General features: G+C 63.6%; 23 protein-coding genes. 4 read left to right on the top strand and 19 right to left on the bottom strand.

Features of this window, described 5'->3' with window-relative positions:
* Positions 1–4: 4 nt before the first annotated feature.
* From KF707C_RS09655 to KF707C_RS09645, 3 genes are all read right to left on the bottom strand, one after another.
* Entirely contained in the window at positions 5–607 is a 603-nt protein-coding gene (locus KF707C_RS09655) for a DUF4823 domain-containing protein (protein ID WP_036994140.1), read from the bottom strand.
* A 66-nt stretch (positions 608–673) separates the two neighbouring features.
* Positions 674–1,642 (bottom strand): GTP 3',8-cyclase MoaA, encoded by a 969-nt coding sequence (locus KF707C_RS09650; RefSeq protein WP_004422330.1) that lies wholly within the window; start codon positions 1,640–1,642, stop codon positions 674–676.
* Positions 1,643–1,731: 89 nt separating this feature from the next.
* Complete coding sequence (locus KF707C_RS09645; protein WP_004422328.1) at positions 1,732–2,370, bottom strand: TetR/AcrR family transcriptional regulator; 639 nt, start codon at positions 2,368–2,370, stop codon at positions 1,732–1,734.
* Between the two features lie 74 nt (positions 2,371–2,444).
* Between KF707C_RS09645 and KF707C_RS09640 the strand changes: the two genes are divergently transcribed.
* On the top strand, positions 2,445–3,578 hold the full coding sequence (locus tag KF707C_RS09640) for an aminotransferase class V-fold PLP-dependent enzyme (RefSeq protein ID WP_004422327.1): 1,134 nt from the start codon (positions 2,445–2,447) through the stop codon (positions 3,576–3,578).
* A gap of 241 nt (positions 3,579–3,819) precedes the next feature.
* Here the strand turns inward: KF707C_RS09640 and KF707C_RS09635 are convergent, their stop codons facing one another.
* The 13 genes from KF707C_RS09635 to KF707C_RS09575 form a co-directional block, all read right to left on the bottom strand.
* Positions 3,820–4,602, bottom strand: a complete 783-nt coding sequence (locus tag KF707C_RS09635; protein WP_004422325.1) for a TatD family hydrolase — start codon at positions 4,600–4,602, stop codon at positions 3,820–3,822.
* A gap of 79 nt (positions 4,603–4,681) precedes the next feature.
* Positions 4,682–5,038, bottom strand: a complete 357-nt coding sequence (locus KF707C_RS09630) for a PilZ domain-containing protein (protein ID WP_028627861.1) — start codon at positions 5,036–5,038, stop codon at positions 4,682–4,684.
* Between the two features lie 35 nt (positions 5,039–5,073).
* Entirely contained in the window at positions 5,074–6,060 is a 987-nt protein-coding gene (locus KF707C_RS09625; RefSeq protein WP_004422323.1) for a DNA polymerase III subunit delta', read from the bottom strand.
* Positions 6,053–6,685 carry a dTMP kinase gene (tmk, locus tag KF707C_RS09620; protein WP_004422322.1) on the bottom strand — a complete coding sequence of 211 codons (633 nt, stop codon included), beginning with the start codon at positions 6,683–6,685 and terminating at the stop codon, positions 6,053–6,055. The genes KF707C_RS09625 and tmk overlap by 8 nt, the downstream gene beginning before the upstream one ends.
* Complete coding sequence (gene mltG, locus KF707C_RS09615; protein WP_004422321.1) at positions 6,682–7,737, bottom strand: endolytic transglycosylase MltG; 1,056 nt, start codon at positions 7,735–7,737, stop codon at positions 6,682–6,684. The genes tmk and mltG overlap by 4 nt, the downstream gene beginning before the upstream one ends.
* A gap of 3 nt (positions 7,738–7,740) precedes the next feature.
* Positions 7,741–8,556: an aminodeoxychorismate lyase gene (gene pabC / locus KF707C_RS09610; RefSeq protein WP_004422320.1), complete on the bottom strand. Its 816-nt coding sequence runs from the start codon at positions 8,554–8,556 to the stop codon at positions 7,741–7,743.
* Complete coding sequence (gene fabF / locus KF707C_RS09605; RefSeq protein WP_036994129.1) at positions 8,556–9,800, bottom strand: beta-ketoacyl-ACP synthase II; 1,245 nt, start codon at positions 9,798–9,800, stop codon at positions 8,556–8,558. Before fabF ends, pabC begins: the two co-directional genes overlap by 1 nt.
* A gap of 139 nt (positions 9,801–9,939) precedes the next feature.
* Positions 9,940–10,176 carry an acyl carrier protein gene (acpP, locus tag KF707C_RS09600; protein ID WP_004422318.1) on the bottom strand — a complete coding sequence of 79 codons (237 nt, stop codon included), beginning with the start codon at positions 10,174–10,176 and terminating at the stop codon, positions 9,940–9,942.
* A 191-nt stretch (positions 10,177–10,367) separates the two neighbouring features.
* Positions 10,368–11,111 (bottom strand): 3-oxoacyl-ACP reductase FabG, encoded by a 744-nt coding sequence (fabG, locus tag KF707C_RS09595; protein ID WP_004422317.1) that lies wholly within the window; start codon positions 11,109–11,111, stop codon positions 10,368–10,370.
* Positions 11,112–11,126: 15 nt separating this feature from the next.
* Positions 11,127–12,065, bottom strand: a complete 939-nt coding sequence (gene fabD / locus KF707C_RS09590) for an ACP S-malonyltransferase (protein ID WP_004422315.1) — start codon at positions 12,063–12,065, stop codon at positions 11,127–11,129.
* 103 nt (positions 12,066–12,168) lie between these two features.
* Positions 12,169–13,179 carry a phosphate acyltransferase PlsX gene (gene plsX / locus KF707C_RS09585; RefSeq protein ID WP_081608139.1) on the bottom strand — a complete coding sequence of 337 codons (1,011 nt, stop codon included), beginning with the start codon at positions 13,177–13,179 and terminating at the stop codon, positions 12,169–12,171.
* Between the two features lie 3 nt (positions 13,180–13,182).
* Entirely contained in the window at positions 13,183–13,365 is a 183-nt protein-coding gene (rpmF, locus tag KF707C_RS09580) for a 50S ribosomal protein L32 (RefSeq protein WP_004422311.1), read from the bottom strand.
* Between the two features lie 13 nt (positions 13,366–13,378).
* Positions 13,379–13,906 (bottom strand): YceD family protein, encoded by a 528-nt coding sequence (locus KF707C_RS09575; protein ID WP_036994121.1) that lies wholly within the window; start codon positions 13,904–13,906, stop codon positions 13,379–13,381.
* 113 nt (positions 13,907–14,019) lie between these two features.
* Here KF707C_RS09575 and KF707C_RS09570 point away from each other — a divergent pair, with 113 nt between their 5' ends.
* Positions 14,020–14,598, top strand: a complete 579-nt coding sequence (locus KF707C_RS09570; RefSeq protein ID WP_004422308.1) for a Maf family protein — start codon at positions 14,020–14,022, stop codon at positions 14,596–14,598.
* Between the two features lie 56 nt (positions 14,599–14,654).
* On the opposite strand, the gene sppA is transcribed toward KF707C_RS09570, so the two are convergent.
* From sppA to rluC, 3 genes are read right to left on the bottom strand one after another with little or no spacing between them, the layout of a single operon-like run.
* Entirely contained in the window at positions 14,655–15,635 is a 981-nt protein-coding gene (gene sppA, locus KF707C_RS09565) for a signal peptide peptidase SppA (protein ID WP_004422307.1), read from the bottom strand.
* On the bottom strand, positions 15,628–16,320 hold the full coding sequence (locus KF707C_RS09560; protein WP_004422306.1) for an HAD-IA family hydrolase: 693 nt from the start codon (positions 16,318–16,320) through the stop codon (positions 15,628–15,630). The genes sppA and KF707C_RS09560 overlap by 8 nt, the downstream gene beginning before the upstream one ends.
* Positions 16,313–17,266: a 23S rRNA pseudouridine(955/2504/2580) synthase RluC gene (gene rluC / locus KF707C_RS09555; RefSeq protein WP_036994234.1), complete on the bottom strand. Its 954-nt coding sequence runs from the start codon at positions 17,264–17,266 to the stop codon at positions 16,313–16,315. Before rluC ends, KF707C_RS09560 begins: the two co-directional genes overlap by 8 nt.
* On the opposite strand from rluC, the gene KF707C_RS29030 reads away from it, so the two are divergent.
* Together KF707C_RS29030 and rne are read left to right on the top strand one after the other, a co-directional pair.
* Positions 17,265–17,456, top strand: a complete 192-nt coding sequence (locus KF707C_RS29030; RefSeq protein WP_088191752.1) for a hypothetical protein — start codon at positions 17,265–17,267, stop codon at positions 17,454–17,456. The two genes, rluC and KF707C_RS29030, sit on opposite strands and share 2 nt — an antisense overlap.
* A gap of 368 nt (positions 17,457–17,824) precedes the next feature.
* Positions 17,825–21,004 (top strand): ribonuclease E, encoded by a 3,180-nt coding sequence (rne, locus tag KF707C_RS09550; protein WP_051050793.1) that lies wholly within the window; start codon positions 17,825–17,827, stop codon positions 21,002–21,004.
* Positions 21,005–21,094: the final 90 nt, after the last annotated feature.

Below are 21,094 nucleotides of genomic sequence, written 5' to 3'. Positions count from 1 at the left end.
CTCCTTAACGACTGAGCCCAATCAGGCTGCGAGCATACTCCTCCAGAGGCGGACCGATCAGGTCCTCGGGCTTCTGGTCGTAGAACGTCAGGAAACCGCCACGATTGCGGATTCGGGCTGAGTCCACCAGATGACGGGTATTGGTCTCGATCAGCATCAGCTGGATCACGCCGCGATCCCGCCCCAGGCGGTCCAGAGCCTCCTGGTCTTCCCACTCTTCAACAGTACCGATACGGTCATCGGCACTGGCGAAGCGGGCGTACAGCAGGTAATGGGCCCCCACCGAACGGGCCTGCCCCATGGCGTCTTCCAGACCCGCGGGGCCCTTGGCGCGACGGACCATGGGGAAGTACTCCACAAAGCCGTTGAAGGCCTCCTCCGCCACGACGTTCGGGCGCGGATAGGCCGAGCCGGGGGGCACGAAGTATCCCTGGGCGATGTAGATGAAGGAGTCCGACTGCAACCGCCAGTTGCTGGTACGCCGGGTCTCGCTGTGGTCGAGGAAGCCCGCGTCGCTCAATTGCTCACGGGTACCTTCGGCCATGTCGCTGACCTTCATGCAGCCCAACAGGCCAAGCATCATCAGCAACGGAATCAAGCTACGCATCCTGTGTCCTCCAGGCGCCGGCGACGAAAATCCGGCGGATAGAGCACCAATGCAGCTTTCGCGCCATCAGCCGCCGATGATCTTCATCACGGTGACGCCACCAGAGAATGCAAGGTCCTGCTTGTCCGCCAGCGCCTTGACCAGCAGGCGCTGGAGGGCCGGCAAGGCCTCGTGACGCGGCTTTTCCAGGAGATCGCCAACATAGTGGCGGTTGCTGGACGACAGGCAACCATGGAGCCAGCCTGTGGATGACAGGCGCAGCCGCGAGCAGGTGCGGCAGAAGGGTACGGACTCGTTGGCGATCACACCGAAATAACCCTGTCCCGGCACCTTGTAGCGCAAGGCCGTAGCGTCCAGAGGCGCATCCGCCTGGACGAACTCGTGGGCGGAACCGATCAAGGCCAACAACTCATCAAGACCCACGAACTGTTGGTTGAATCCATTCGGGTCACGAGCCAGGTGCCCCATGCGCATCAGCTCGATGAAACGCAACTCGAAACCGCGTTCGAGGCAGTACTCCAGCAGCGGCAGCACCTGGTCGAGATTCTTGCCCCGCAGTGGAACCATGTTGAGTTTGATACGCATACCCGCAGCCCGCGCCTCGTCCAGCCCCTTGAGCACGGAGGCCAGGTCACCGCCACGGGCAATCTGGCGGAAGGCGTCCGCATCCAGCGTGTCGAGGGATATGTTCAGGCGGCGAATACCGCACTCGAGCAGCAGGGGCAGCTTGCGGGCAAGGAGCTGGCCATTGCTGGTGAGGCTGATGTCCTCCAGGCCGAGCTGGCTGACGCCCCGCAGGAAGGGCTCGAGCCTGGGGCTGACCAGCGGCTCGCCGCCAGTCACCCGCAGCCGCTCGATGCCGGCCGCGTCCATCAGGTACGCCACGCCGCGCACCATGGCCTCGGCGGACAGCTCGTCCTGAGCCGCCACCAGGCGCTTGCCATCGGGGACGCAGTAGGTGCAGGCGTAATTGCAGGCGGCGGTCAGACTGATGCGCAGGTTGCGGAAGCGCCTGCCTTGGCGGTCGACGATCATGGGACGCTCCGGCGTGGTATTAGCGGGAGTATATCCCCGCGGCCGGGACGCGACATGTCCGCGACCGCGACATAGGCGTACTGAATACGTCAGCCTGCAGGCGACTCACTCTCGCGCTTGCGCTTGTTGCCCATGCGCACGCCGATGTCCATCAGGAACTGGAAGAAGCCCTCCTGGTCCTCCAGGACGTTGCTCCAGAAGGGCGAATGGTAGAGCGCGACGGCGCCATGCACCAAGGCCCAGGCCGCGCAGTAGTGGAAGTACGGCGGGACGTCCTCCAGCTTGCCTTCAGCGATACGCCCCTTGATGAGCAGGGTCAGGCGTTCGAAGTTGGAAGCACGGATCTTGTGCAGTTGCTCCACCATCTCCGGGACCTGGCTGTTCTTCACCACTTTTTCTTCGAGACGATCGAACAGGCGATAGCGTTGAGGATCTCGCATGCGGAACTCGAAGTAGGCGCGCGACAGCGCCTCCTTGTCCCGATCCACATCCGCAGAGTGGAAAAGCGCGTTGAGGTCGCGCTCGTAATCAAGCATCAGGCGCAGGTAAATCTCCGCCTTCGACTTGAAATGCTTGTAGATGGTGCCTTTGCCGATACCCACTGCGTCAGCGATCATCTCGACGGTAACGCTGTCTTCGCCCTCTTCCAGGAAGAGCTTGAGGGCGGTGTCGAGAATTTCCTGCTCACGACGGCGGAACTCACGGACTTTACGGGGTTCTTTCTGCATAAAGGGACTGTGGGGTCAAAAATCAAGCCGCGTATTATGCCTATCTGGCGTAAAAATGCACGGAACATCCGACTATGAGCTTATTGCAAGATGAGTTTGCCCACGCCGACGGGCTCCGCTATCTCAACCACGCTGCCGTTGCGCCCTGGCCAAAACGCGCGACCCTGGCGGTACAAGGCTTCGCCGAAGAGAACTGGCGCCTTGGCGCAAGGGACTATCCGGACTGGCTCATCGTCGAGCGTCGCCTGCGCGAACGCCTTTCCAGACTCCTGAATGCGCCAACCACGGCTGACCTGGCGCTGGTCAAGAATACATCGGAAGCCCTGTCTTTCGTCGCCTTCGGTCTGGATTGGGCGACGGGCGATCAGGTGGTTATCAGTGATCAGGAGTTTCCCTCCAATCGGGTCGTCTGGCAGGCTCTGGAGCGCTTCGGCGTACAAACCCTGCAGGTTCCGCTGGACTCCGGCGACCCGGAATCGGCCCTGCTTGCCGCCTGCGGACCGCGGACACGTTTGCTCGCCATCAGCGCAGTGCAGTACGCCAGCGGCCTGCGCCTGGACCTTCAGCGGCTCGGGCACGAATGCCGCCGACGCGGTGTGCTCCTCTGCGTCGACGCCATCCAGCAGTTGGGTGCCCTGCCCTTCGATGTACAGGCGATCGACTGCGCATTCGCCATGGCCGACGGTCACAAGTGGATGCTCGGTCCGGAAGGGCTGGGCGTGTTCTACTGCCGCGCCGACCTGCGCCAGCAATTGAAACTCCATGAGTACGGCTGGCACATGCTGGAACACCCTGGCGACTATGAGCGCCCCGATTGGGAACCCGCCCGCAGTGCCCGGCGCTTCGAATGCGGCAGCCCCAACATGTTGGGGGCCATGGCCCTGGAGGCCAGCCTGTCGGTGCTGGAAGACGTCGGCATGGAGCAGGTCGCCGCCGAGCTGACGGAGCGGGTGCAGTGGCTGCAGGACGGGCTGATGCGAATCCCGGGGGCGAGGATCCTCAGTCCACTGTCCCCCCAGCGGCGCGCCGGCATCATCAGCTTTCGCCTGGATGGCTGGGATAATCGAACCCTCTTCGAGCGGCTGCGAGCTGAACAGGTGGTCTGCGCCCAACGGGGAGGCGGCATTCGCTTTTCACCTCATTTCTATACCAGCTCGCAGGTGATCGAGGACACCCTCGCCCTTTTGCGCCAGATGGCAGACGCATGAGGACTCAGCCGGCGACGGTGTATTCCAAATAGGTTTAAGAAACGCCGTCGCCCGATGTGGACGCGTTCGAATATTGGCCAATACTTCTTCTTACTGGCGTGCGGCATCTCCCCCCAAGTGCCCAGCCAGTCGAGGAACCGTGGATCGCGTTCCTTTGTTTTACTCCTAATGGTCTTGACCCGGATTCATCCCCCAGAAGCCGGGTTTTTTTTGCGCGCGAATCTTGCCCGTGCCGACGGAATCAGCCCATGCGGGCCAGCGGGAAGAGACGCAGGAAATTATCGGTGGTCTGGCGGGCAAAATCCTCGAACGCGACGCCCCTGAGTTCTGCAAGGAACTCGGCCACTTCGCGGACATACTGCGGCAGGTTAGGTTTTCCCCTGTGGGGCACCGGTGCGAGATAAGGCGAATCCGTCTCCACCAACAGGCGGTCGGCCGGCACCTGGCGCGCCACTTCGCGAAGGGCGTCGGCATTGCGGAAGGTGACGATGCCGGACAGCGAAATATAGTAGCCCAGGTCCAGCGCCGCCCGCGCCATCTCCCAATCCTCGGTGAAGCAGTGCAGGACGCCCGCCTGGGGCAATGCGGCCTCCCTCAGCAGCGCCAGGGTATCGGCGCGCGCCTCGCGGGTATGCACGATCACCGGCTTGCCAGTCAGCCGGGCGGCTTCAAGGTGCAACCGGAAAGCCTGCTGCTGAAGCGCTGCGGCCTCGGGCTCGTAGTGGTAGTCCAGGCCGGTCTCACCGATGGCCACCACACGCGGATGGGCCAGTTCGCCCAGGAGCCAGTCAAGCGCCAGGGACTCCCCCGGCTGCAAGTCCAGCGGATGGACGCCAACGGAGCAATGCACGTCGTCATAACGCTCGGCCAGCCCCTTCACCGCTGCGGCATTGTCGGCACTGACGCCGATGCAGAGGAACTGGCTCACCCCTCGGGCGCGGGCCGCTTCCAGGGCGGCGTCAAGAGAACCATCGTGGGCGGCCAGATCAAGGCGGTCCAGATGGCAGTGGGAATCGATCAGCATGGCAAACCTCGAACGGCAAGAGCGACACCGCCAGCGGCACATCAGCCGCCCGCAGCCTCGGGCTTGCAACGGGAGTCGGTTACATCGTGTGGGTGGGGCGGTCGGACTTCAGCGCGCCGGCGAGGTAGGTCTCGATCTTGTTCCGCGCACCGCTGTCGCCATCGTTGAACTGGACGCCGATGCCCGCAGCCCGGTTGCCCTGGGCGCCCTTGGGCGTGATCCAGACGACCTTGCCGGCAACGGGGATCTTTTCCTGCTCATCCATCAGGTTGAGCAGCATGAATACCTCGTCGCCCAGCTTGTAGGTCTTGTTGGTGGGAATGAACAGGCCACCGTTCTTGATGAACGGCATGTAGGCGGCATACAGGACGGACTTGTCCTTGATGGTCAAGGACAGTATCCCGTTACGCGGGCCCAGATTCGGTGGCAGGCTCATGGACTCTTCCTGGCAAGCTGGCTCAGCCTGGGATTCTAGCCCGGCCCGGGCAGGCTTGCCCACCGCACCAGAAGGGCTTCGAGAAGCAGGACACGGTTGAGGTTGGCCTTGCTCAGCACTTTCTGCCGCTGTTGCAGCAACCACTCCTGAATGGCCAGCACCTTGTGCTGCGGAGCCTTGTCCGCGAGGTACTGCACCACCTTGCGCATATCGCCCAGGCCGAGGCCCGATTCGTCACGGGTGAGCTGGTAGCGCAGCATCAGTTGTGCCCAGTCGCAGAACCAGTCGAACAACAGGTTCAGGGGCACGCCGTTCCAGCCCTCGGCCAGTTGGCTGGCGCCTGCCTGCTGCTTCAGCAGCTTCTTGACGCCTTCCACGACTTCGGCGCGCTGGGCACGTACGCCCTGCCCTTCCAGACGCACCGCCAAGAGCGGCGAACCGCCGGCAAGGGCCAGCAATTCGCTCAGCTCGCCGGGGTTCGCCTGCGGCAAGGCGGCACTCAGCCACGCCAGGCTCTGCGCCTGGCTGGGAAGCGGGCAGGCCTGCTGCACGCAGCGACTCTTGATGGTGGGCAGGAGCCGGCTGGGTTGATGGCTGATAAGCAGGAGCACAGTATCGCCGGACGGTTCTTCAAGGCTTTTCAGCAAGGCATTGGAGGCGTTCAGGTTCATCGCCTCCGCAGGCTCCAGCAAGATCACCTTGCGACCGCCCAACTGGGCGGTCTGCACCACGAACTCCACCAGTTCACGCACCTGATCGACACGAATCGCCTTGTCCGCCTCCTCGGGCTCCAGCACGAAGGCGTCCGGGTGGGTGCCGGCCGCCAACAGCTGGCAGGCCTTGCATTGGCCGCACGCCTCACTGCCCTGCGGCCCCTGGCACAACAGTCGCGCCATCAGACGATCGGCCAAGGCTCGCTTGCCGATCCCCACGGGACCGTGCAGCAGATACGCATGGGCGTGGCGAGGGCGCCCCGCCAGTTGCTGCCAGAGTGCATCCTGCCAAGGATAGGCATCAGCCATGGCACCGCTCCAGGAGTTCGGGCAACAGTCGATCCAGGCGCGCCTGGACCTCGGCCAGCGGCACAGCGGCGTCGATCACCCGGTAGCGCTCAGGCGCAGCGGCGGCCCGATCCAGATAGGCCTGACGCACGGCCTCGAAGAAGCCACGCTGTTCCTGTTCGAAACGATCCAGTCGCCCTCGCGCTGCGGCACGGGCAAGCCCGATCTCCACGGGCAGGTCGAAGACCAGGGTCAGGTCGGGCCGAAGCTCCCCCTGGACGAAGTTCTCCAGTAGCGCGATTCGCGCCTCGGGCAGGCCACGGCCACCCCCCTGGTAGGCATAGGTGGCATCGGTGAAGCGATCGCAGAGAACCACCGCGCCCCGGGCCAGGGCCGGCTTGATGACACCCTCCAGATGCTGGGCGCGGGCGGCGAAGACCAGCAGCAACTCGGTATTGGCGCCCATGACCTCGTCACTGGGTGCCAGCAGGAGCTCGCGGATGCGCTCGGCCAGCGGCGTTCCGCCCGGCTCTCGGGTCAGCACGACTTCGATGCCCTGACGTTTCATTCGCTCGGCGAGGTACTCGCGATTGGTACTCTTGCCGGCGCCCTCAGGGCCTTCCAGGGTGATGAACAGACCGCTCACTGGGTGTCCTTATTCGTTACGGGAGGTGGGCTCGAGCGGTAGCCGGCGCGGCGCTTCAACTGATAGTCGCGGACTGCCTGGTTGTGCTCGCCCAAGGTCTCGGAGAATACATGGCTGCCGTCGCCGCGGGCGACGAAATACAGGGTTCTGCCATCGGCCGGGTGCAGCGCGGCATGGATCGCTTCGCGGCCCGCCAGGGCGATGGGAGTGGGGGGCAGGCCGCTGATCACGTAGGTGTTGTAGGGGGTCGGCTCCCGCAGGTGATTGCGCGTCAGATTGCCGTTGTAACGCTGGCCCAGGCCATAGATCACCGTGGGATCGGTCTGGAGCAGCATGCCCGTGCGCAGGCGCCTCACGAACACGCCCGCGATCTGCTGACGCTCCTCGGGCACGCCGGTCTCCTTTTCCACCAGGGAGGCCATGATCAACGCCTGGTAAGGATCGGTGTAGGGCAGCTTGTCGGCGCGTTTCTCCCACTCCTCCGCCAGCACCTGGTCCAGGCGATCCCGCGCCTGCTTCAACAGGTCGAGGTCGCTCATGCCCCGCACGTAGCGATAGGTGTCAGGGAAGAAGCGCCCTTCGGGATTCTCTCCGGGCCGCCCAAGGCGCGCCATGAGATCGTCATCGCTGAGATCGGCGAGGGTCTGCTCCAGCTTGACCTGCTTCGCCAGGGCTGCGCGCACCTGACGGAAATTCCAGCCTTCCACCAGGGTCAGGCTGTATTGCACCACCTCACCACGCTGCCAGAGCTGCAGCAGGTCGGCTGCCGTCATGCCAGGCGTCAGCCGGTACTCACCACTGTGCAGCGCGGCGCCGGCCAGGTTGAATCGCCAGTACTGGCGAAGCCAGAAGGCATTATTCAGGACACCTTCGGCTTCGAGGCGATTGAGCAGCCCGCCGGGAGTGGCACCTGCCGGAACATCCAGCATGCGCTCGGAGGAGATATCGAGGGGCTGCTCGAGGGTGATGCGCTGCTGCCAGCCGGCAAAAGCGATCAGCAGGCCGGCCAGAAGCAGGCCTGCCTCCAGCATCAGCAGGAATTTGCGTATCACGAATCAGATGTCCAGTAGATCGCGGGCGATAGCCTGAAGTTTACGGGTCAGCGGCCCGACCGACCAGTGATGCCCTGTTACAGAACGCACGGGCCAGATGCCGAAAAGGCTGTTGCAGAGGAAAACCTCATCCGCCGCAAGGAAGGTATCGTACGGCAGGTCACGCACATCGGCCTTGATGCCCTCGGCCCGCGCCACGTCCAGCAGGGCGGCTCGCATGACGCCGGCCACGCCGCAACGGGACAGATCAGCCGTGACCAACACGCCATCGATCACCACGAACAGGTTGCTGAACACCCCTTCGATGACGCGCCCGGCCTGGTCGCGCATCAGGCCCTCGGCGAACTCGCTGCCTTGCCACTCGGCGCGGGCGATGACCTGCTCCAGGCGGTTCAGGTGCTTGAGTCCGGCCAGCAACGGCTGTTCGGCCAGACGGGTGGTACAGGGGAACAGCTGCACGCCCTGCTCGGCATTGGCCTGGGCATAAGTCGGGAAGGGAGCCCCCTGGAGGATCCTCCGGGGTAGAGCGACAGGGGGCGGTGCATAGCCCCGCAAGCCCTCGCCGCGGGTCACCATCAACTTGGTTACGCCCTCCCCCAGGCCAGCCGAAAAGGCCAGCAACTCGGTACGCATCAAGGGCAGGTCGAGGGGAATCGCCAGGCGACGACAGCCCTCGGCCAACCTCGCCAGGTGATACTCCAGGAGCGGGGGCCGACCGCCACGAACCGCGATGGTCTCGAACAGACCGTCGCCGTAGGCCAGGCCGCGATCCCGAATGGACAGCGCCTCGGCCGGATGACCGTCGACCCAGCTCTGCATCAGCCCTGGAACCGACGGAACACCAGTGAACCGTTGGTGCCACCGAAACCGAAGGAGTTGGACAGGACCACATCAATGGGCATGGCGCGCGCCTCGTGAGGAACGAAGTCCAGGTCGCAGCCTTCGTCCGGCTCGTCCAGGTTGATGGTGGGTGGAGCCACCTGGTCGCGCAGGGCGAGTACGCTGAAGATGGCCTCCACGGCGCCGGCAGCTCCCAGGAGGTGGCCGGTCATGGACTTGGTCGAGCTCACGGCGAACTGGTAGGCATGGTCGCCGAACACCGACTTGAGGGCCATGGCTTCCGCCAGGTCACCCGCCGGGGTGGACGTGCCGTGGGCGTTGACGTACTGAACCTGGTCGGGGTTCAGACCAGCGTCCCGCAGGGCGTTGCGCATGCAGCGCGCGGCACCGGCGCCATCGTCCGGCGGTGACGTCATGTGATACGCATCGCCGCTCATGCCGAACCCTATGATCTCGGCGTAGATGGTGGCGCCACGAGCCTTGGCGTGCTCGAGCTCCTCGAGGACCAGGGCACCGGCACCGTCGGAGAGCACGAAGCCGTCGCGCCCCTTGTCCCAGGGACGACTGGCGCGGGTCGGATCGTCGTTGCGGGTGGACAGCGCGCGCGCGGCACCGAAGCCGCCCAGGCCAAGTCCACAGGCAGCCATTTCAGAGCCGCCGGCCACCATCACGTCCGCTTCGCCATAGGCGATGTTGCGCGCCGCCATGCCGATGCAGTGCGTGCCGGTGGTGCAGGCGGTGGCGATGGCGTAGTTCGGCCCCTGGATTCCCAGGTGGATCGACAGGAAGCCGGAAACCATGTTGATGATCGAGCCGGGCACGAAGAACGGCGAAATCCGGCGGGGCCCCTGCTCATGCAGGGACTTGCAGTTGTTCTCGATATTGGTCAGGCCGCCTATGCCGGAGCCCATGGCGACACCGATGCGCTCGCGATTGGCATCGGTGACCTCAAGACCCGAATCACGTACCGCCTGGAAGCTGGCGGCAAGGCCGTACTGAATGAAGAGGTCGAGCTTCCGCGCCTCCTTGGCCGACAGGTACTCCTCGACATTGAACCCCCTGACCGAACCCCCGAAGCGGGTGGAATAGGCGGACAAGTCCATATGTTCGATCAGGCCAATGCCACTGCGGCCAGCCAGAACTCCCTGCCAGGTGCTCGATACATCGGTACCCAGCGGCGACAGCATGCCAAGGCCAGTGACCACGACGCGTCTACGCGACACAGCGATCTCCTTCTTTCAATCTCTACACGGCGGTTGGTTCGGGGTGGCGCCCTGCCGAACATCGACAGAATGCCTAAAGAAAAGCCGCACGCCCATCTGGGTCGTGCGGCTTTTCCACGTCGGGTAACCGACGATTACATCACTGCGCGTTGGCGTTGATGTAATCGATGGCTTCCTGAACGGTGGTGATCTTCTCGGCTTGCTCGTCCGGGATTTCGGTCTCGAATTCCTCTTCCAGAGCCATCACCAGCTCAACGGTGTCAAGGGAGTCGGCGCCCAGGTCTTCAACGAAGGAAGCGCTGTTGGTGACTTCCTCTTCTTTGACGCCCAGTTGCTCGGCGACGATTTTCTTGACGCGTTCTTCGATGGTGCTCATACCTTGTTTTCACTCCTATGGAAAAATCCGTGCAGCTGGGGCTGCAGTGTATAGAAAGGGTTTTCCGCATTTCAAGCAGAACGCCTGAACCCCTTCCGAATCGCCGCAACGAAATGTCTATAACCCGGCTGCACTGCTATAGCGAATTCTAGACAGCCCATATGACAGCTTCCTGAAGGGATTCGTCACATTCAGCTCATGTACATGCCACCGTTGACCGGCACGGTGGCGCCGGTGACGTAGGCAGCGCCGTCGGAGGCGAGGAAACCCACCACCTTGGCGATCTCTTCGGCCTGGCCCAGGCGGCCCAACGGGATCTGGGTCAGCAATGCGTCGCGCTGGGATTCCGGCAGTTCGCGGGTCATGTCGGTGTCGATGAAACCAGGGGCCACGGCATTGACGGTGATGGCACGGGAGCCCACTTCGCGAGCCAGCGCGCGGGTGAAGCCTTCCAGGCCAGCCTTCGCAGCGGCGTAATTGGTCTGCCCGGCGTTACCCATGGCACCCACCACGGAACCGATATTGATGATGCGACCCCAGCGCGCCTTGGTCATGCCACGCAGCACGGCCTTGGACAAACGGTACAGGCTGTTGAGGTTGGTATTGATGACGTCGAACCACTCATCGTCCTTCATGCGCAGCATGAGGTTGTCGCGGGTGATGCCGGCGTTGTTTACCACGATCAGCGGCTGGCCCAGGTGCTGCTGGATGTGCTCCAGAGTGCTGGCCACGGACTCGTCGCTGCTCACATCGAGCACCAGGCCGGCACCTTCGATGCCGTTCTCCTTGAGGTACTCGGCGATGCGCTCGGCACCGGAGCCGGAGGTCGCAGTGCCGATCACGACGGCACCCTGACGACCCAGTTCGAGGGCGATTGCCTGGCCGATGCCGCGGCTCGCGCCGGTGACCAGTGCCACCTTACCTTGCAGACTCATAGGTCTTCTCCTTGTTCAGGCCAGCGCAGCACGGGCGGCTGCGAAAGCATCAGGGGTATCCAGGTTGTGGGTGTTCACACCCTTCACACAACGCTTGTTGAGACCGGACAGAACCTTGCCCGGACCGCACTCCACCAGGTCGGTAACACCGCGCTCGGACAGATTGACCATGGACTCGACCCAGCGAACCGGGCTGTACAGCTGCGCCAGCAGGTCACGCTTCAGCTCTGCCAGGTCAGCCACGATGGCGGCGCTGACATTCTGCACCAGGGGAATCGCAGGCGCCTGCCAGGCCAGGGCCTCGACGGATTCGGCGAAACGCTCGGCAGCCGGCTTCATCAGCGCGCAGTGGGATGGCACGCTTACAGGCAGCGGCATCGCGCGCTTGGCACCACGGGCCTTGCAGGCCTCGATGGCGCGCTCGACAGCGGCAGCCGCGCCCGCGATCACCACCTGGCCGGGCGCGTTGAAGTTCACGGCACTGACCACGTCTCCCTGTGCAGCTTCGGCGCAAGCGGCCAGCACATCGGCGTCATCCAGCCCCAGGATGGCGGCCATGCCGCCCTGCCCGGCCGGTACGGCCTGCTGCATCAGTTGACCACGACGCTCCACCAGTTTCACCGCATCGGAAAACCCCAGGCAGCCTGCCGCCACCAGGGCGGAGTATTCACCCAGGCTATGGCCGGCGACATAGGCGGGACGCGCACCACCCTCGGAGAGCCAAAGGCGCCACAGCGCAATGGACGCGGCGAGAATGGCGGGCTGGGTCTTGTCGGTCTGGTTGAGCTGCTCTTCCGGACCTTGCTGGGTCAGCGCCCAGAGGTCGTAGCCGAGAGCCTCGGAGGCTTCGGCGAAGGTATCCAGGACCAGCTTATGCTGGCCCCCCTGCTCGGCCAGCATGCCCAGAGACTGGGAACCCTGACCGGGGAATACGAAAGCGAGGGATTCGGACATTGAGTGAGGTCCCTTATCTGGCGGTATAGGGAGATTGACGCCCGGCATAGCCAAGCGCACGAAACTGACAGTTGGATGACAGGCTGAGGATAACGGTCACATCCTAAAGCAACAGATGTTCCAGGCGGCCATGGAGACGTTGCGGCAGATTCTCGCGAACCTCTATCACGGCTCGACGAATGGCACTCTGGAAGCCCTCGGAGCCGGCAGAACCATGGCTCTTGATGACAATCCCCTGCAAGCCGAGAAAACTCGCTCCGTTATGGCGCGCCGGCGCCAGCTCGGTGCGCAGACGGCGAAGCAGCGGCAGCGCAAGCGCCCCCACCACCCGAGAGCCCAGGCTTTCGGAGAACAGCGCCTCCATGCGGGAAGAGATCATCGACGCCAGACCCTCGCTGGATTTCAGCAGGATATTGCCGACGAACCCGTCGCAAACAACCACGTCCGCTTCGCCCCGGTAGAGGCCGTCACCTTCTATGTAACCGATGTAGTTCAGGCCTTCGGCCCGCTGCAGAAGACTCGAGGCGAGCTTGACCTGCTGATTACCCTTGATGTCCTCGGTGCCCACGTTGAGCAGCGCCACACGAGGCTGATCGACACCCAGAGCCTCCGCAGCCACCGCCCCCATGACCGCGAACTGATAGAGATGCTCGGCACTACAATCGACATTGGCCCCCAGATCGAGCAGATGGCAATGCCCACGCTCGGTAGGGATGGCACTCACCATCGCCGGACGATCGATGCCGGGCAAGGTCTTGAGCACATAGCGGGACAAGGCCATCAGCGCCCCCGTATTGCCGGCGCTGACGCAAGCCTGCGCACGACCATTGCGAACAAGATCGAGGGCGACACGCATGGAAGCGTCCGGCTTTCCGCGCAAGGCCTGGGCGGGGCGCTCATCCATTGCGATGACTTCGCTGGCATGCTCGATCTGCAGGCGTCGGCGATCCGCCGCAGGCACAGGGGCAATCAATTCTTCGAGAAGGGGGGCTTGGCCGACGAGGACCAGGTGAAGCGAAGGAAATTCTGACAGACAGGCGATGCTGGCTGGAACAATGCAGCGGGGACCGAAGTCCCCGCCCATTGCATCAATCGCGATGATCGAGGCGGCCAAGGATTACTCGGCAGCGCCCTTGTCGATCACTTTGCGACCACGGTAGAAACCGTCCGGGGAAACGTGGTGGCGCAGGTGAACTTCACCGGTGCTCTTCTCTACGGACAGCGCATTGGCATCGAGGGCGTCGTGGGAACGGCGCATGTCGCGTGCCGAGCGGGATTTTTTGTTCTGCTGAACAGCCATAATCAATTAACTCCTAAACGTTTGGGTCACGCTTTAACTGCGCCAGTACGCTGAACGGGTTGGACCGCGAAACCTCGTTCTCGCTCGGCTCGGGCTCTTCAAGACCCGCCGGCTGCTGGCAATCTTCAGGGTCATGGGCCGGAACTATGGGGAGGGCGAGCAGCAACTCATCCTCGACCAGAGTCATCAGATCCAGAGGATCTTCTCCCACTTCCAGCACGTCATAGCCCTTCGGCAGCGACTGACTGTCAGCCCCTTCCTTCACCACTGCGTAATCACATTCGCTGTGGATGTTCAGGGCGACCAGCTCTAGACAACGCTGGCAAACCATCTTGACCTCGACGTCGATCCGACTATGGATGACGACAGCTCGACGCTCGTCACGGCCAAACGCCAGGCTCGCATGAATCGTGCCCGCATTGTCCGCAAGGGGGTCGCAAAGCCGCTCCAGACTGGCGAGCGCGATATCACCCTCTAGAGTGACTTCGCGGTCCGCCAACTTGCGCGGATCAACATGAGGTGGAATCGGCCCATTCAACATAGGCGCAGCATTCTAGGGACGAGCCCCCTCGCTGTCAAAGGAATTTCCACCCTGTCCACTGCGGAAAAGCCTCTATAGAATTTTGCCCCCGACACCGCTTACCGGAGACCACCATGCGCCCCCTGGTGCTCGCTTCCAGCTCACCCTATCGCCGCGAACTGCTCGAGCGCCTGCGCCTGCCTTTCTGCTGGGCGGCGCCATCCATCGACGAAAGCCGATTGCCCGGAGAGCCCGCGGAGCAGCTTGTCCGCCGACTGGCTCTGGAGAAGGCCCGCGCACTGGCGGAGCACTACCCCAACAACCTGATCATCGGCTCGGACCAGGTCGCCGTACTGGGCGAGCGAATTCTCGGAAAGCCGCACGACTTCGAGCGCGCCAAGGAGCAACTGCTGGCAGCCAGCGGCGCCAGCGTCAGCTTCCTCACCGGACTCGCACTACTGGACAGCGCCAGCGACCAGTATCAGGTGGATTGCATCCCCTTCACCGTGCACTTCCGCGACCTCGACGAGCCCCAGATCGCCCGCTACCTGAAAGCCGAACAACCCTACGACTGCGCCGGCAGCTTCAAGGCCGAAGGCCTGGGTGTCAGCCTGTTTCGCGCCACGGAGGGCAGCGACGCCACCAGCCTGATCGGCCTGCCCCTGATTCGCCTTGTGGACATGCTGCTGAATCAGGGCATCCAGATTCCCTGACCCCATATAGAAGAAGGCCCGACAGTTCGCCGGGCCTTTCAACACCGCAGGACCGCTCAGCGCAGAGACGGTCCCTGGAAGCCCATCCACAGCGCCAGACGCTCGGCGACCGCGGTGCCGAACTTCTTGGAGAAGCGATCGAAGGGGGACTCCTGCACGGTATAGTCGACTATATCCTTGGCCCCGATCACCTCACGCGCAACGAAGCTGGCACTGCCGAGCTTATCCACCAACCCCAGTTCCAGCGCCTGCTCGCCAGACCAGACCAGCCCACTGAAAAGCTCCGGGTGCTCGCCCACCTTGAGGCGATCGCCGCGCCCCTTCTTCACGCTTTCGATGAACTGCTGATGGGTCGTCTTCAACACCCCCCGCCAGAATTCGGTCTCCTCCGGCTTCTGCGGTTGGAATGGATCAAGGAAGGCCTTGTGCTCCCCAGAGGTGTAGACGCGACGCTCCACGCCCAGCTTGCCCATGGCATCGACGAAACCGAAGCTGGCAGCCGTGACACCAATGGACCCCACCAGACTCGCCTTGTCGGCGTAGATCTCGTCAGCGGCGCTGGCGATGTAGTAGGCACCGGACGCCCCGAGGTCCGCGATGACCGCATAGACCTTGATGTCCTTGTGCTCATCCCGCAAACGACGGATCTCGTCATAGATGTAGCCCGACTGCACAGGGCTGCCGCCAGGGCTATTGATACGGAGCACCACCCCCTTGGTCTTGGAGTCCTCGAATGCAGCCCGCAACGCCGTGACGATATTGTCAGCACTCGCCGCCTCCTCGTCGGCGATCATGCCGCGCACCTCCACCAGGGCGGTATGAACTTCGCCTCGCGCCGCGGTCTTCTGCAGATCCAGCGCCGGCGATAGCAGCAACAACGCGATGAACAGATAAAGGAAAGTCAGCAACTTGAAGAAGATGCCCCAGCGACGGGCTCGACGCTGCTCCTGAACTCCCGCCAGCACCGCCCGCTCCAGCAACTTCCAGCTTTTCTGCTCGGATTTGTCGACAACCGGCTCTTTCCACTCGTCAGACATAGCGCTCCACCTCCAATACCTGCCGGCTCCGATCACCATCCAACCAGTGACGCAGCTCCTCGAAACGTTCGATCGCCAGCGACGGCGACTCCTTGAGCAACTCGGACAACGGCAGCGCACCATAACCCACCGCCACGGATGTCATCCGGGCACGATGCGCCATACGCAAATCGAAGGCGGAGTCCCCCACCATCAAGGCCTGGTCCGGCGCGACGCGACAGTGCACAAGGATCTCGTGCAGCATGCGCGGGTCCGGCTTGCTCGCCGTCTCGTCGGCGCAGCGGGTGGCCTCGAAATAATCCAGCCAACCCCGCCCGGCCAACACATGATCGAGACCGCGCCGACTCTTGCCGGTGGCCACCGCCAACTGGTAACCCTGCGATCGAAATGCCTCGAGGCTTTCGGCAACACCCTCGAACAAAGGCGAAGGGCGCGACTCCAGCGCACTGTAATGCTCACCATAGCGACGTCGGAAGATCTCGATACCACGCACATCCTCGATCTCCGGATATAGCGTGGCGATAGCCTCGGGAAGCCCCAATCCGATGATGCCCTTGATGGCCGCATCATCCCTCCAGGGCAGCCCACCCGCCTCCGCCGCCACACGCATGGACTCGACGATGCGCCCGATGGAATCCACCAAGGTGCCATCCCAATCGAAGATCAGCAGTCGATAGTCACGCACCGAGACGCTCCAGGGTGGCCTGCCACATCTCATCCACCGGCGCCTCCACCTTCAGCTCACCGCCCTCCGGCAAACTGATGACCAGCGAGTGGGCATGCAGAAACAGGCGCTTGCCGCCCAGTTCGCGTATCTCGCGAGTGAAATCCTCATCGCCGTACTTGGGGTCACCCGCGATGGAATGCCCCGCATGCTTGGCATGGACCCTGATCTGATGGGTACGCCCGGTGATGGGGCTGGCCTCCACCAGCGTGGCGAACTCACCGAAGCGACGCACGACGCGAAACTCGGTCAGCGCTTCCTTGCCTTCCGGATTCACCTCCACCATCCGCTCACCGGAACGCAGGTTGTTCTTCAGCAAGGGCGCACTGACCTTCTTCTTCGAGGTCGGCCAGCTACCACGCACCAGCGCCAGGTAACGCTTGTCGACACCATCACCCCGAAGCGCTGCATGAAGGTGGCGCAGCATGCTGCGCTTCTTGGCGATCATCAGCAGCCCGGACGTATCACGATCAAGACGATGCACCAGTTCGAGATCCTTCGCGTCCGGGCGCAACTGACGAAAGGCCTCTATCACCCCGAAGCTCAGGCCACTGCCACCATGCACAGCGATACCCGCCGGCTTGTTCAGCACGATAAGAGCCTTGTCTTCGTAGACGATGGCCGCCTCCAGCCGCTCGAGCAGCCCCTGGGCGACAGGTGCCGGCTCATTGGGCTCAGCCAGCCGCAACGGAGGGACACGGACGATATCGCCGGCCTGAAGCTTGTACTCCGGCTTGATACGCCCCTTGTTCACACGCACCTCCCCCTTACGAAGGATGCGATAAATCAAGGTCTTGGGCGCACCTTTCAACTGGGTACGTAGGAAATTATCAATGCGCTGGCCGGCATATTCCGGCGCAACCTCGAGCAGCTGGACGCCGGAGGCTGGGGAGGAAGGAGTAGTCATGGCGCGCATCATAACAATTTTTTATGGATTTGAAGCACTTAATGATTACTGCTATAGTCGCGAACGCCGCCAAAAGCGGCCTGGTTTCGGGGTGTTCGCCAACACTGCCACCCCCCAACCGCTGCAACCCTTTCAGGACGTCAGGCCGTCCGACAGAAAATTCGCCGCAATGACCGCGAATTTTCTGTGATCAAGCCTTGAGACATGACGCGCGATCGCCCTTCCAACGGGAGAACGCGGTAAATGCAACCCGCTACGGATTCAGCGAGCGGCACCCGATTTTCAAGGGACAAGTGTAGGGTGGAGATGCACAACCGTCGGACTGCGTAGTGTCAAGACGCTTCATTTCGTCCGCTGCCGACCGTTGATTCCTCCTCCTGACCAAGTGCTTCTGTCACGACACAGCAAGCAGGAGATGTAGTCGCGATTCCGACCCCATTGGTCGGTATTCGCTGGACACAGGGTCGGTTCGCCAACCCTGCACGCACCTGACACCGACCGTGAGAGTCGTGTGCGCCAATCGCCGTTTCCGGCAGCCCGGAAACCCATTGGTACCACATGAAAAGAATGCTGATTAACGCAACTCAGCCCGAAGAGTTGCGTGTTGCCCTGGTGGACGGCCAACGCCTGTACGACCTGGACATCGAATCGGGTGCCCGCGAGCAGAAGAAGGCCAACATCTACAAAGGCCGCATTACCCGCATCGAGCCCAGCCTCGAAGCCGCCTTCGTAGATTTCGGCGCAGAGCGCCATGGTTTCCTCCCCCTCAAGGAAATCTCCCGCGAGTACTTCAAGAAGAACCCGGAAGGCCGGGTCAACATCAAGGAAGTGCTCAGCGAAGGCCAGGAAGTCATCGTCCAGGTCGAGAAAGAAGAACGTGGCAACAAGGGCGCAGCCCTGACCACTTTCATCAGCCTCGCCGGCCGCTACCTGGTGCTGATGCCCAACAACCCTCGCGCCGGTGGCATCTCCCGCCGCATCGAAGGTGAAGAGCGCAACGAGCTCCGCGAAGCGCTGAACGGCCTGAACGCGCCGGCCGACATGGGCCTGATCGTGCGCACCGCCGGCCTTGGCCGCTCCAGCGAAGAGCTGCAGTGGGACCTGGATTACCTGCTGCAACTCTGGAGCGCCATCAAGGAAGCCTCCGGCGAGCGCGGTGCCCCCTTCCTGATCTATCAGGAAAGCAACGTCATCATCCGCGCCATCCGCGACTACCTGCGCCAGGACATCGGCGAAGTACTGGTGGACAGCGTCGAGGCCCACGAAGAGGCCCTGAGCTTCATTCGCCAGGTGATGCCGCAGTACCAGAGCAAGATCAAGCTCTATCAGGACAGCGTTCCGCTGTTCAACCGCTTCCAGATCGAGAGCCAGATCGAAACCGCCTTCCAGCGCGAAGTGAAGCTGCCTTCCGGCGGTTCCATCGTCATCGACCCGACCGAAGCGCTGGTGTCCATCGACATCAACTCGGCCCGTGCGACCAAAGGCGGCGACATCGAGGAAACCGCCCTGCAGACCAACCTGGAAGCGGCCGAGGAAATCGCCCGCCAGCTGCGCCTGCGTGACATCGGCGGCCTGATCGTCATCGACTTCATCGACATGACGCCGGCCAAGAACCAGCGCGCCGTGGAGGAGAAGGTCCGCGAGGCCCTGGAAGCCGACCGCGCCCGTGTACAGATCGGCCGCATCTCCCGCTTCGGCCTGCTGGAAATGTCGCGCCAGCGCCTGCGCCCATCCCTGGGCGAGACCAGCGGCATCGTCTGCCCCCGTTGCGACGGCCAGGGCATCATCCGTGACGTGGAATCCCTCTCGCTGGCCATCCTGCGCCTGATCGAGGAAGAAGCCCTGAAGGACCGCACCGCCGAGGTTCGTGCCCAGGTGCCGATCCCCGTTGCCGCGTTCCTGCTCAACGAGAAGCGCAACAGCATCACCAAGATCGAGCTGCGCACCCGCAGCCGTATCGTCATCCTGCCGAACGACCATCTGGAAACCCCGCACTTCGAAGTCCAGCGCCTGCGCGACGACAGCCCGGAAGTGCAGAACAGCCAGTCCAGCTACGAGATGACGCCGGCGGAAGTCGAGGAGCATCAGCCTGTCGCCTCCACCCGCACCCTGGTTCGCCAGGAAGCGGCGGTGAAGACCGTCTCGCCCGAGCGCCCCGCGCCGGCGCCGACCCCGGTTGCGCCGCCGCCCGCCCCCGCCGCCCCGGCTCCGGAACCCAGCCTGTTCAAGGGCCTGGTGAAGTCGCTGGTAGGCCTGTTCGCCGGCAAGGAAGAACCCAAGGTCGAAGCCGAGAAGCCGGTCGCTGAACGCCAGCCGCGAGGCGAAGAGCGTCGCAATGGCCGCCAGCAGAACCGTCGCCGTGATGGCCGTGAAGGTCGTGAAAGCCGCCGTGATGACGATCGCAAGCCGCGTGAAGAGCGCCAACCCCGCGAAGCTCGCGAAGGCCAGGAAAACCGTCGCGAGCGTGGCGAGCGTCCGGCTCGCGAAGAGCGTCAGCCGCGCGAGGAACGTCAGCCCCGTGAGGAGCGCCAACCGCGCGATGAACGTCAGCCCCGCGAAGAGCGTCAACCGCGCGAGGAACGTCAGCCCCGCGAAGAGCGCCAGCCCCGTGAGGAGCGTCAGCCCCGCGAAGAGCGCCAACCCCGTGAGGAGCGTCAGCCCCGCGAAGCGCGCGAAGGCCAGGAAAACCGCCGTGAGCGTGGTGAACGCCCCGCCCGCGAAGAGCGCCAGCCGCGAGAAGAGCGTCAACAGCGCACCGAGCAGGCCACCCAGGCGCAGGCCGAGGCCACTGATGAAGAACTGCTGAGCAACGAAGAACTGCTGCAGGACGACGACCAGGAGGGCGCCGACGGCGAACGCCCCCGCCGTCGTTCCCGTGGCCAGCGTCGCCGCAGTAACCGTCGCGAGCGCCAGCGTGAAGCCAACGGCGACGAAGTGACCGAAGACCAGGACGGCGAAGCCGTACCGGCCGAGGCTGCCCAGGCCGCTGCCGTGGCCGCCGTAGCGGTTGCCGCCAGCGAAGTGGTCGCCGAAGCCACGACCCGCGAGGAGCCCGTCCAGGTCGAAGGCTTCGCCGAAGCGGAGGCAGCCTCTGCGGAAGCGGTCGTTGAAACCGTCATGGTCGCCCAGGCGGAAGAGGCCGTTCCGGCCGCCCAGGAAGCACCGACCGTCATCGAGGCCCCGGCCAGCGAAAGTTCGGCCGTTGAGTCGCCGACTGTCGAGACTCCGGCAGCCGAGGCTGCTCCGGTGGAGCAGGAAGTCGTTGCCGAAACCAGTGCCCCGGCACAGGAGGAGATCGCTGCAGAGACTTCCGTGGAAGTGAAAGCCGCCTCCGTCGAGGACGCAACTCAAGGTCGTACCGCGACCGGCCGTGCCCCTAACGACCCCCGCGAAGTGCGTCGCCGTCAGCTCGAAGCCAAGCGACTGGCCAAGGAAGCCGAGGAAGCCGCCGCCAAGGCCGTTGACGCCGTAGCCGCCGCCGAGCCTGTCTCCGTTGCCGCCCATGCCCTCGCCGGCGTGGAAGAGGAAGCGGTTGCCACCGAGCCGAAGGCGGAAGACGCCGTCGAGCAGAGCGTGGAAGCCCCGGCCGAACTCGTAGCGGAACCCGCCCGCGAGGAAGCCCCGGCTGAGCAGGCGACCCCGGAAGAGACCACCAGCGCAACCGAAACCCCGGCGGATACCGAGGCCGAGGAAGCGGAAAAGGACGAAGCCAAGGACGCGACCAAGCCGGTCGTCTGAAGCCCAGCCTGAACTGAAAAAGGGGATGCCAATCGGCATCCCCTTTTTTCATTCCCGCGCATCAGCCCCCAGTCCTTCCGGCCCCCACGA

Origin of the sequence: Pseudomonas furukawaii (assembly GCF_002355475.1) — a bacterium.
In the GTDB taxonomy this organism is placed as follows: domain Bacteria; phylum Pseudomonadota; class Gammaproteobacteria; order Pseudomonadales; family Pseudomonadaceae; genus Metapseudomonas; species Metapseudomonas furukawaii.
This window is presented reverse-complemented; position numbering and strand designations above follow the sequence as displayed.

Bases quoted from the DNA above. Each gene is read 5' to 3' on its own strand.
- KF707C_RS09570 (WP_004422308.1), top strand. From the start codon at position 14,020: ATGCGCCCCCTGGTGCTCGCTTCCAGCTCACCCTATCGCCGCGAACTG.
- fabG (WP_004422317.1), bottom strand. From the start codon at position 11,111: ATGAGTCTGCAAGGTAAGGTGGCACTGGTCACCGGCGCGAGCCGCGGC.
- rpmF (WP_004422311.1), bottom strand. From the start codon at position 13,365: ATGGCTGTTCAGCAGAACAAAAAATCCCGCTCGGCACGCGACATGCGC.
- KF707C_RS09650 (WP_004422330.1), bottom strand. From the start codon at position 1,642: ATGATCGTCGACCGCCAAGGCAGGCGCTTCCGCAACCTGCGCATCAGT.
- KF707C_RS09575 (WP_036994121.1), bottom strand. From the start codon at position 13,906: ATGTTGAATGGGCCGATTCCACCTCATGTTGATCCGCGCAAGTTGGCG.
- fabD (WP_004422315.1), bottom strand. From the start codon at position 12,065: ATGTCCGAATCCCTCGCTTTCGTATTCCCCGGTCAGGGTTCCCAGTCT.
- KF707C_RS09645 (WP_004422328.1), bottom strand. From the start codon at position 2,370: ATGCAGAAAGAACCCCGTAAAGTCCGTGAGTTCCGCCGTCGTGAGCAG.
- KF707C_RS29030 (WP_088191752.1), top strand. From the start codon at position 17,265: ATGGCGCGCATCATAACAATTTTTTATGGATTTGAAGCACTTAATGAT.
- pabC (WP_004422320.1), bottom strand. From the start codon at position 8,556: ATGCAGAGCTGGGTCGACGGTCATCCGGCCGAGGCGCTGTCCATTCGG.
- KF707C_RS09655 (WP_036994140.1), bottom strand. From the start codon at position 607: ATGCGTAGCTTGATTCCGTTGCTGATGATGCTTGGCCTGTTGGGCTGC.
- rluC (WP_036994234.1), bottom strand. From the start codon at position 17,266: ATGACTACTCCTTCCTCCCCAGCCTCCGGCGTCCAGCTGCTCGAGGTT.
- KF707C_RS09630 (WP_028627861.1), bottom strand. From the start codon at position 5,038: ATGAGCCTGCCACCGAATCTGGGCCCGCGTAACGGGATACTGTCCTTG.
- KF707C_RS09640 (WP_004422327.1), top strand. From the start codon at position 2,445: ATGAGCTTATTGCAAGATGAGTTTGCCCACGCCGACGGGCTCCGCTAT.
- KF707C_RS09625 (WP_004422323.1), bottom strand. From the start codon at position 6,060: ATGGCTGATGCCTATCCTTGGCAGGATGCACTCTGGCAGCAACTGGCG.
- acpP (WP_004422318.1), bottom strand. From the start codon at position 10,176: ATGAGCACCATCGAAGAACGCGTCAAGAAAATCGTCGCCGAGCAACTG.
- KF707C_RS09635 (WP_004422325.1), bottom strand. From the start codon at position 4,602: ATGCTGATCGATTCCCACTGCCATCTGGACCGCCTTGATCTGGCCGCC.
- rne (WP_051050793.1), top strand. From the start codon at position 17,825: ATGAAAAGAATGCTGATTAACGCAACTCAGCCCGAAGAGTTGCGTGTT.
- sppA (WP_004422307.1), bottom strand. From the start codon at position 15,635: ATGTCTGACGAGTGGAAAGAGCCGGTTGTCGACAAATCCGAGCAGAAA.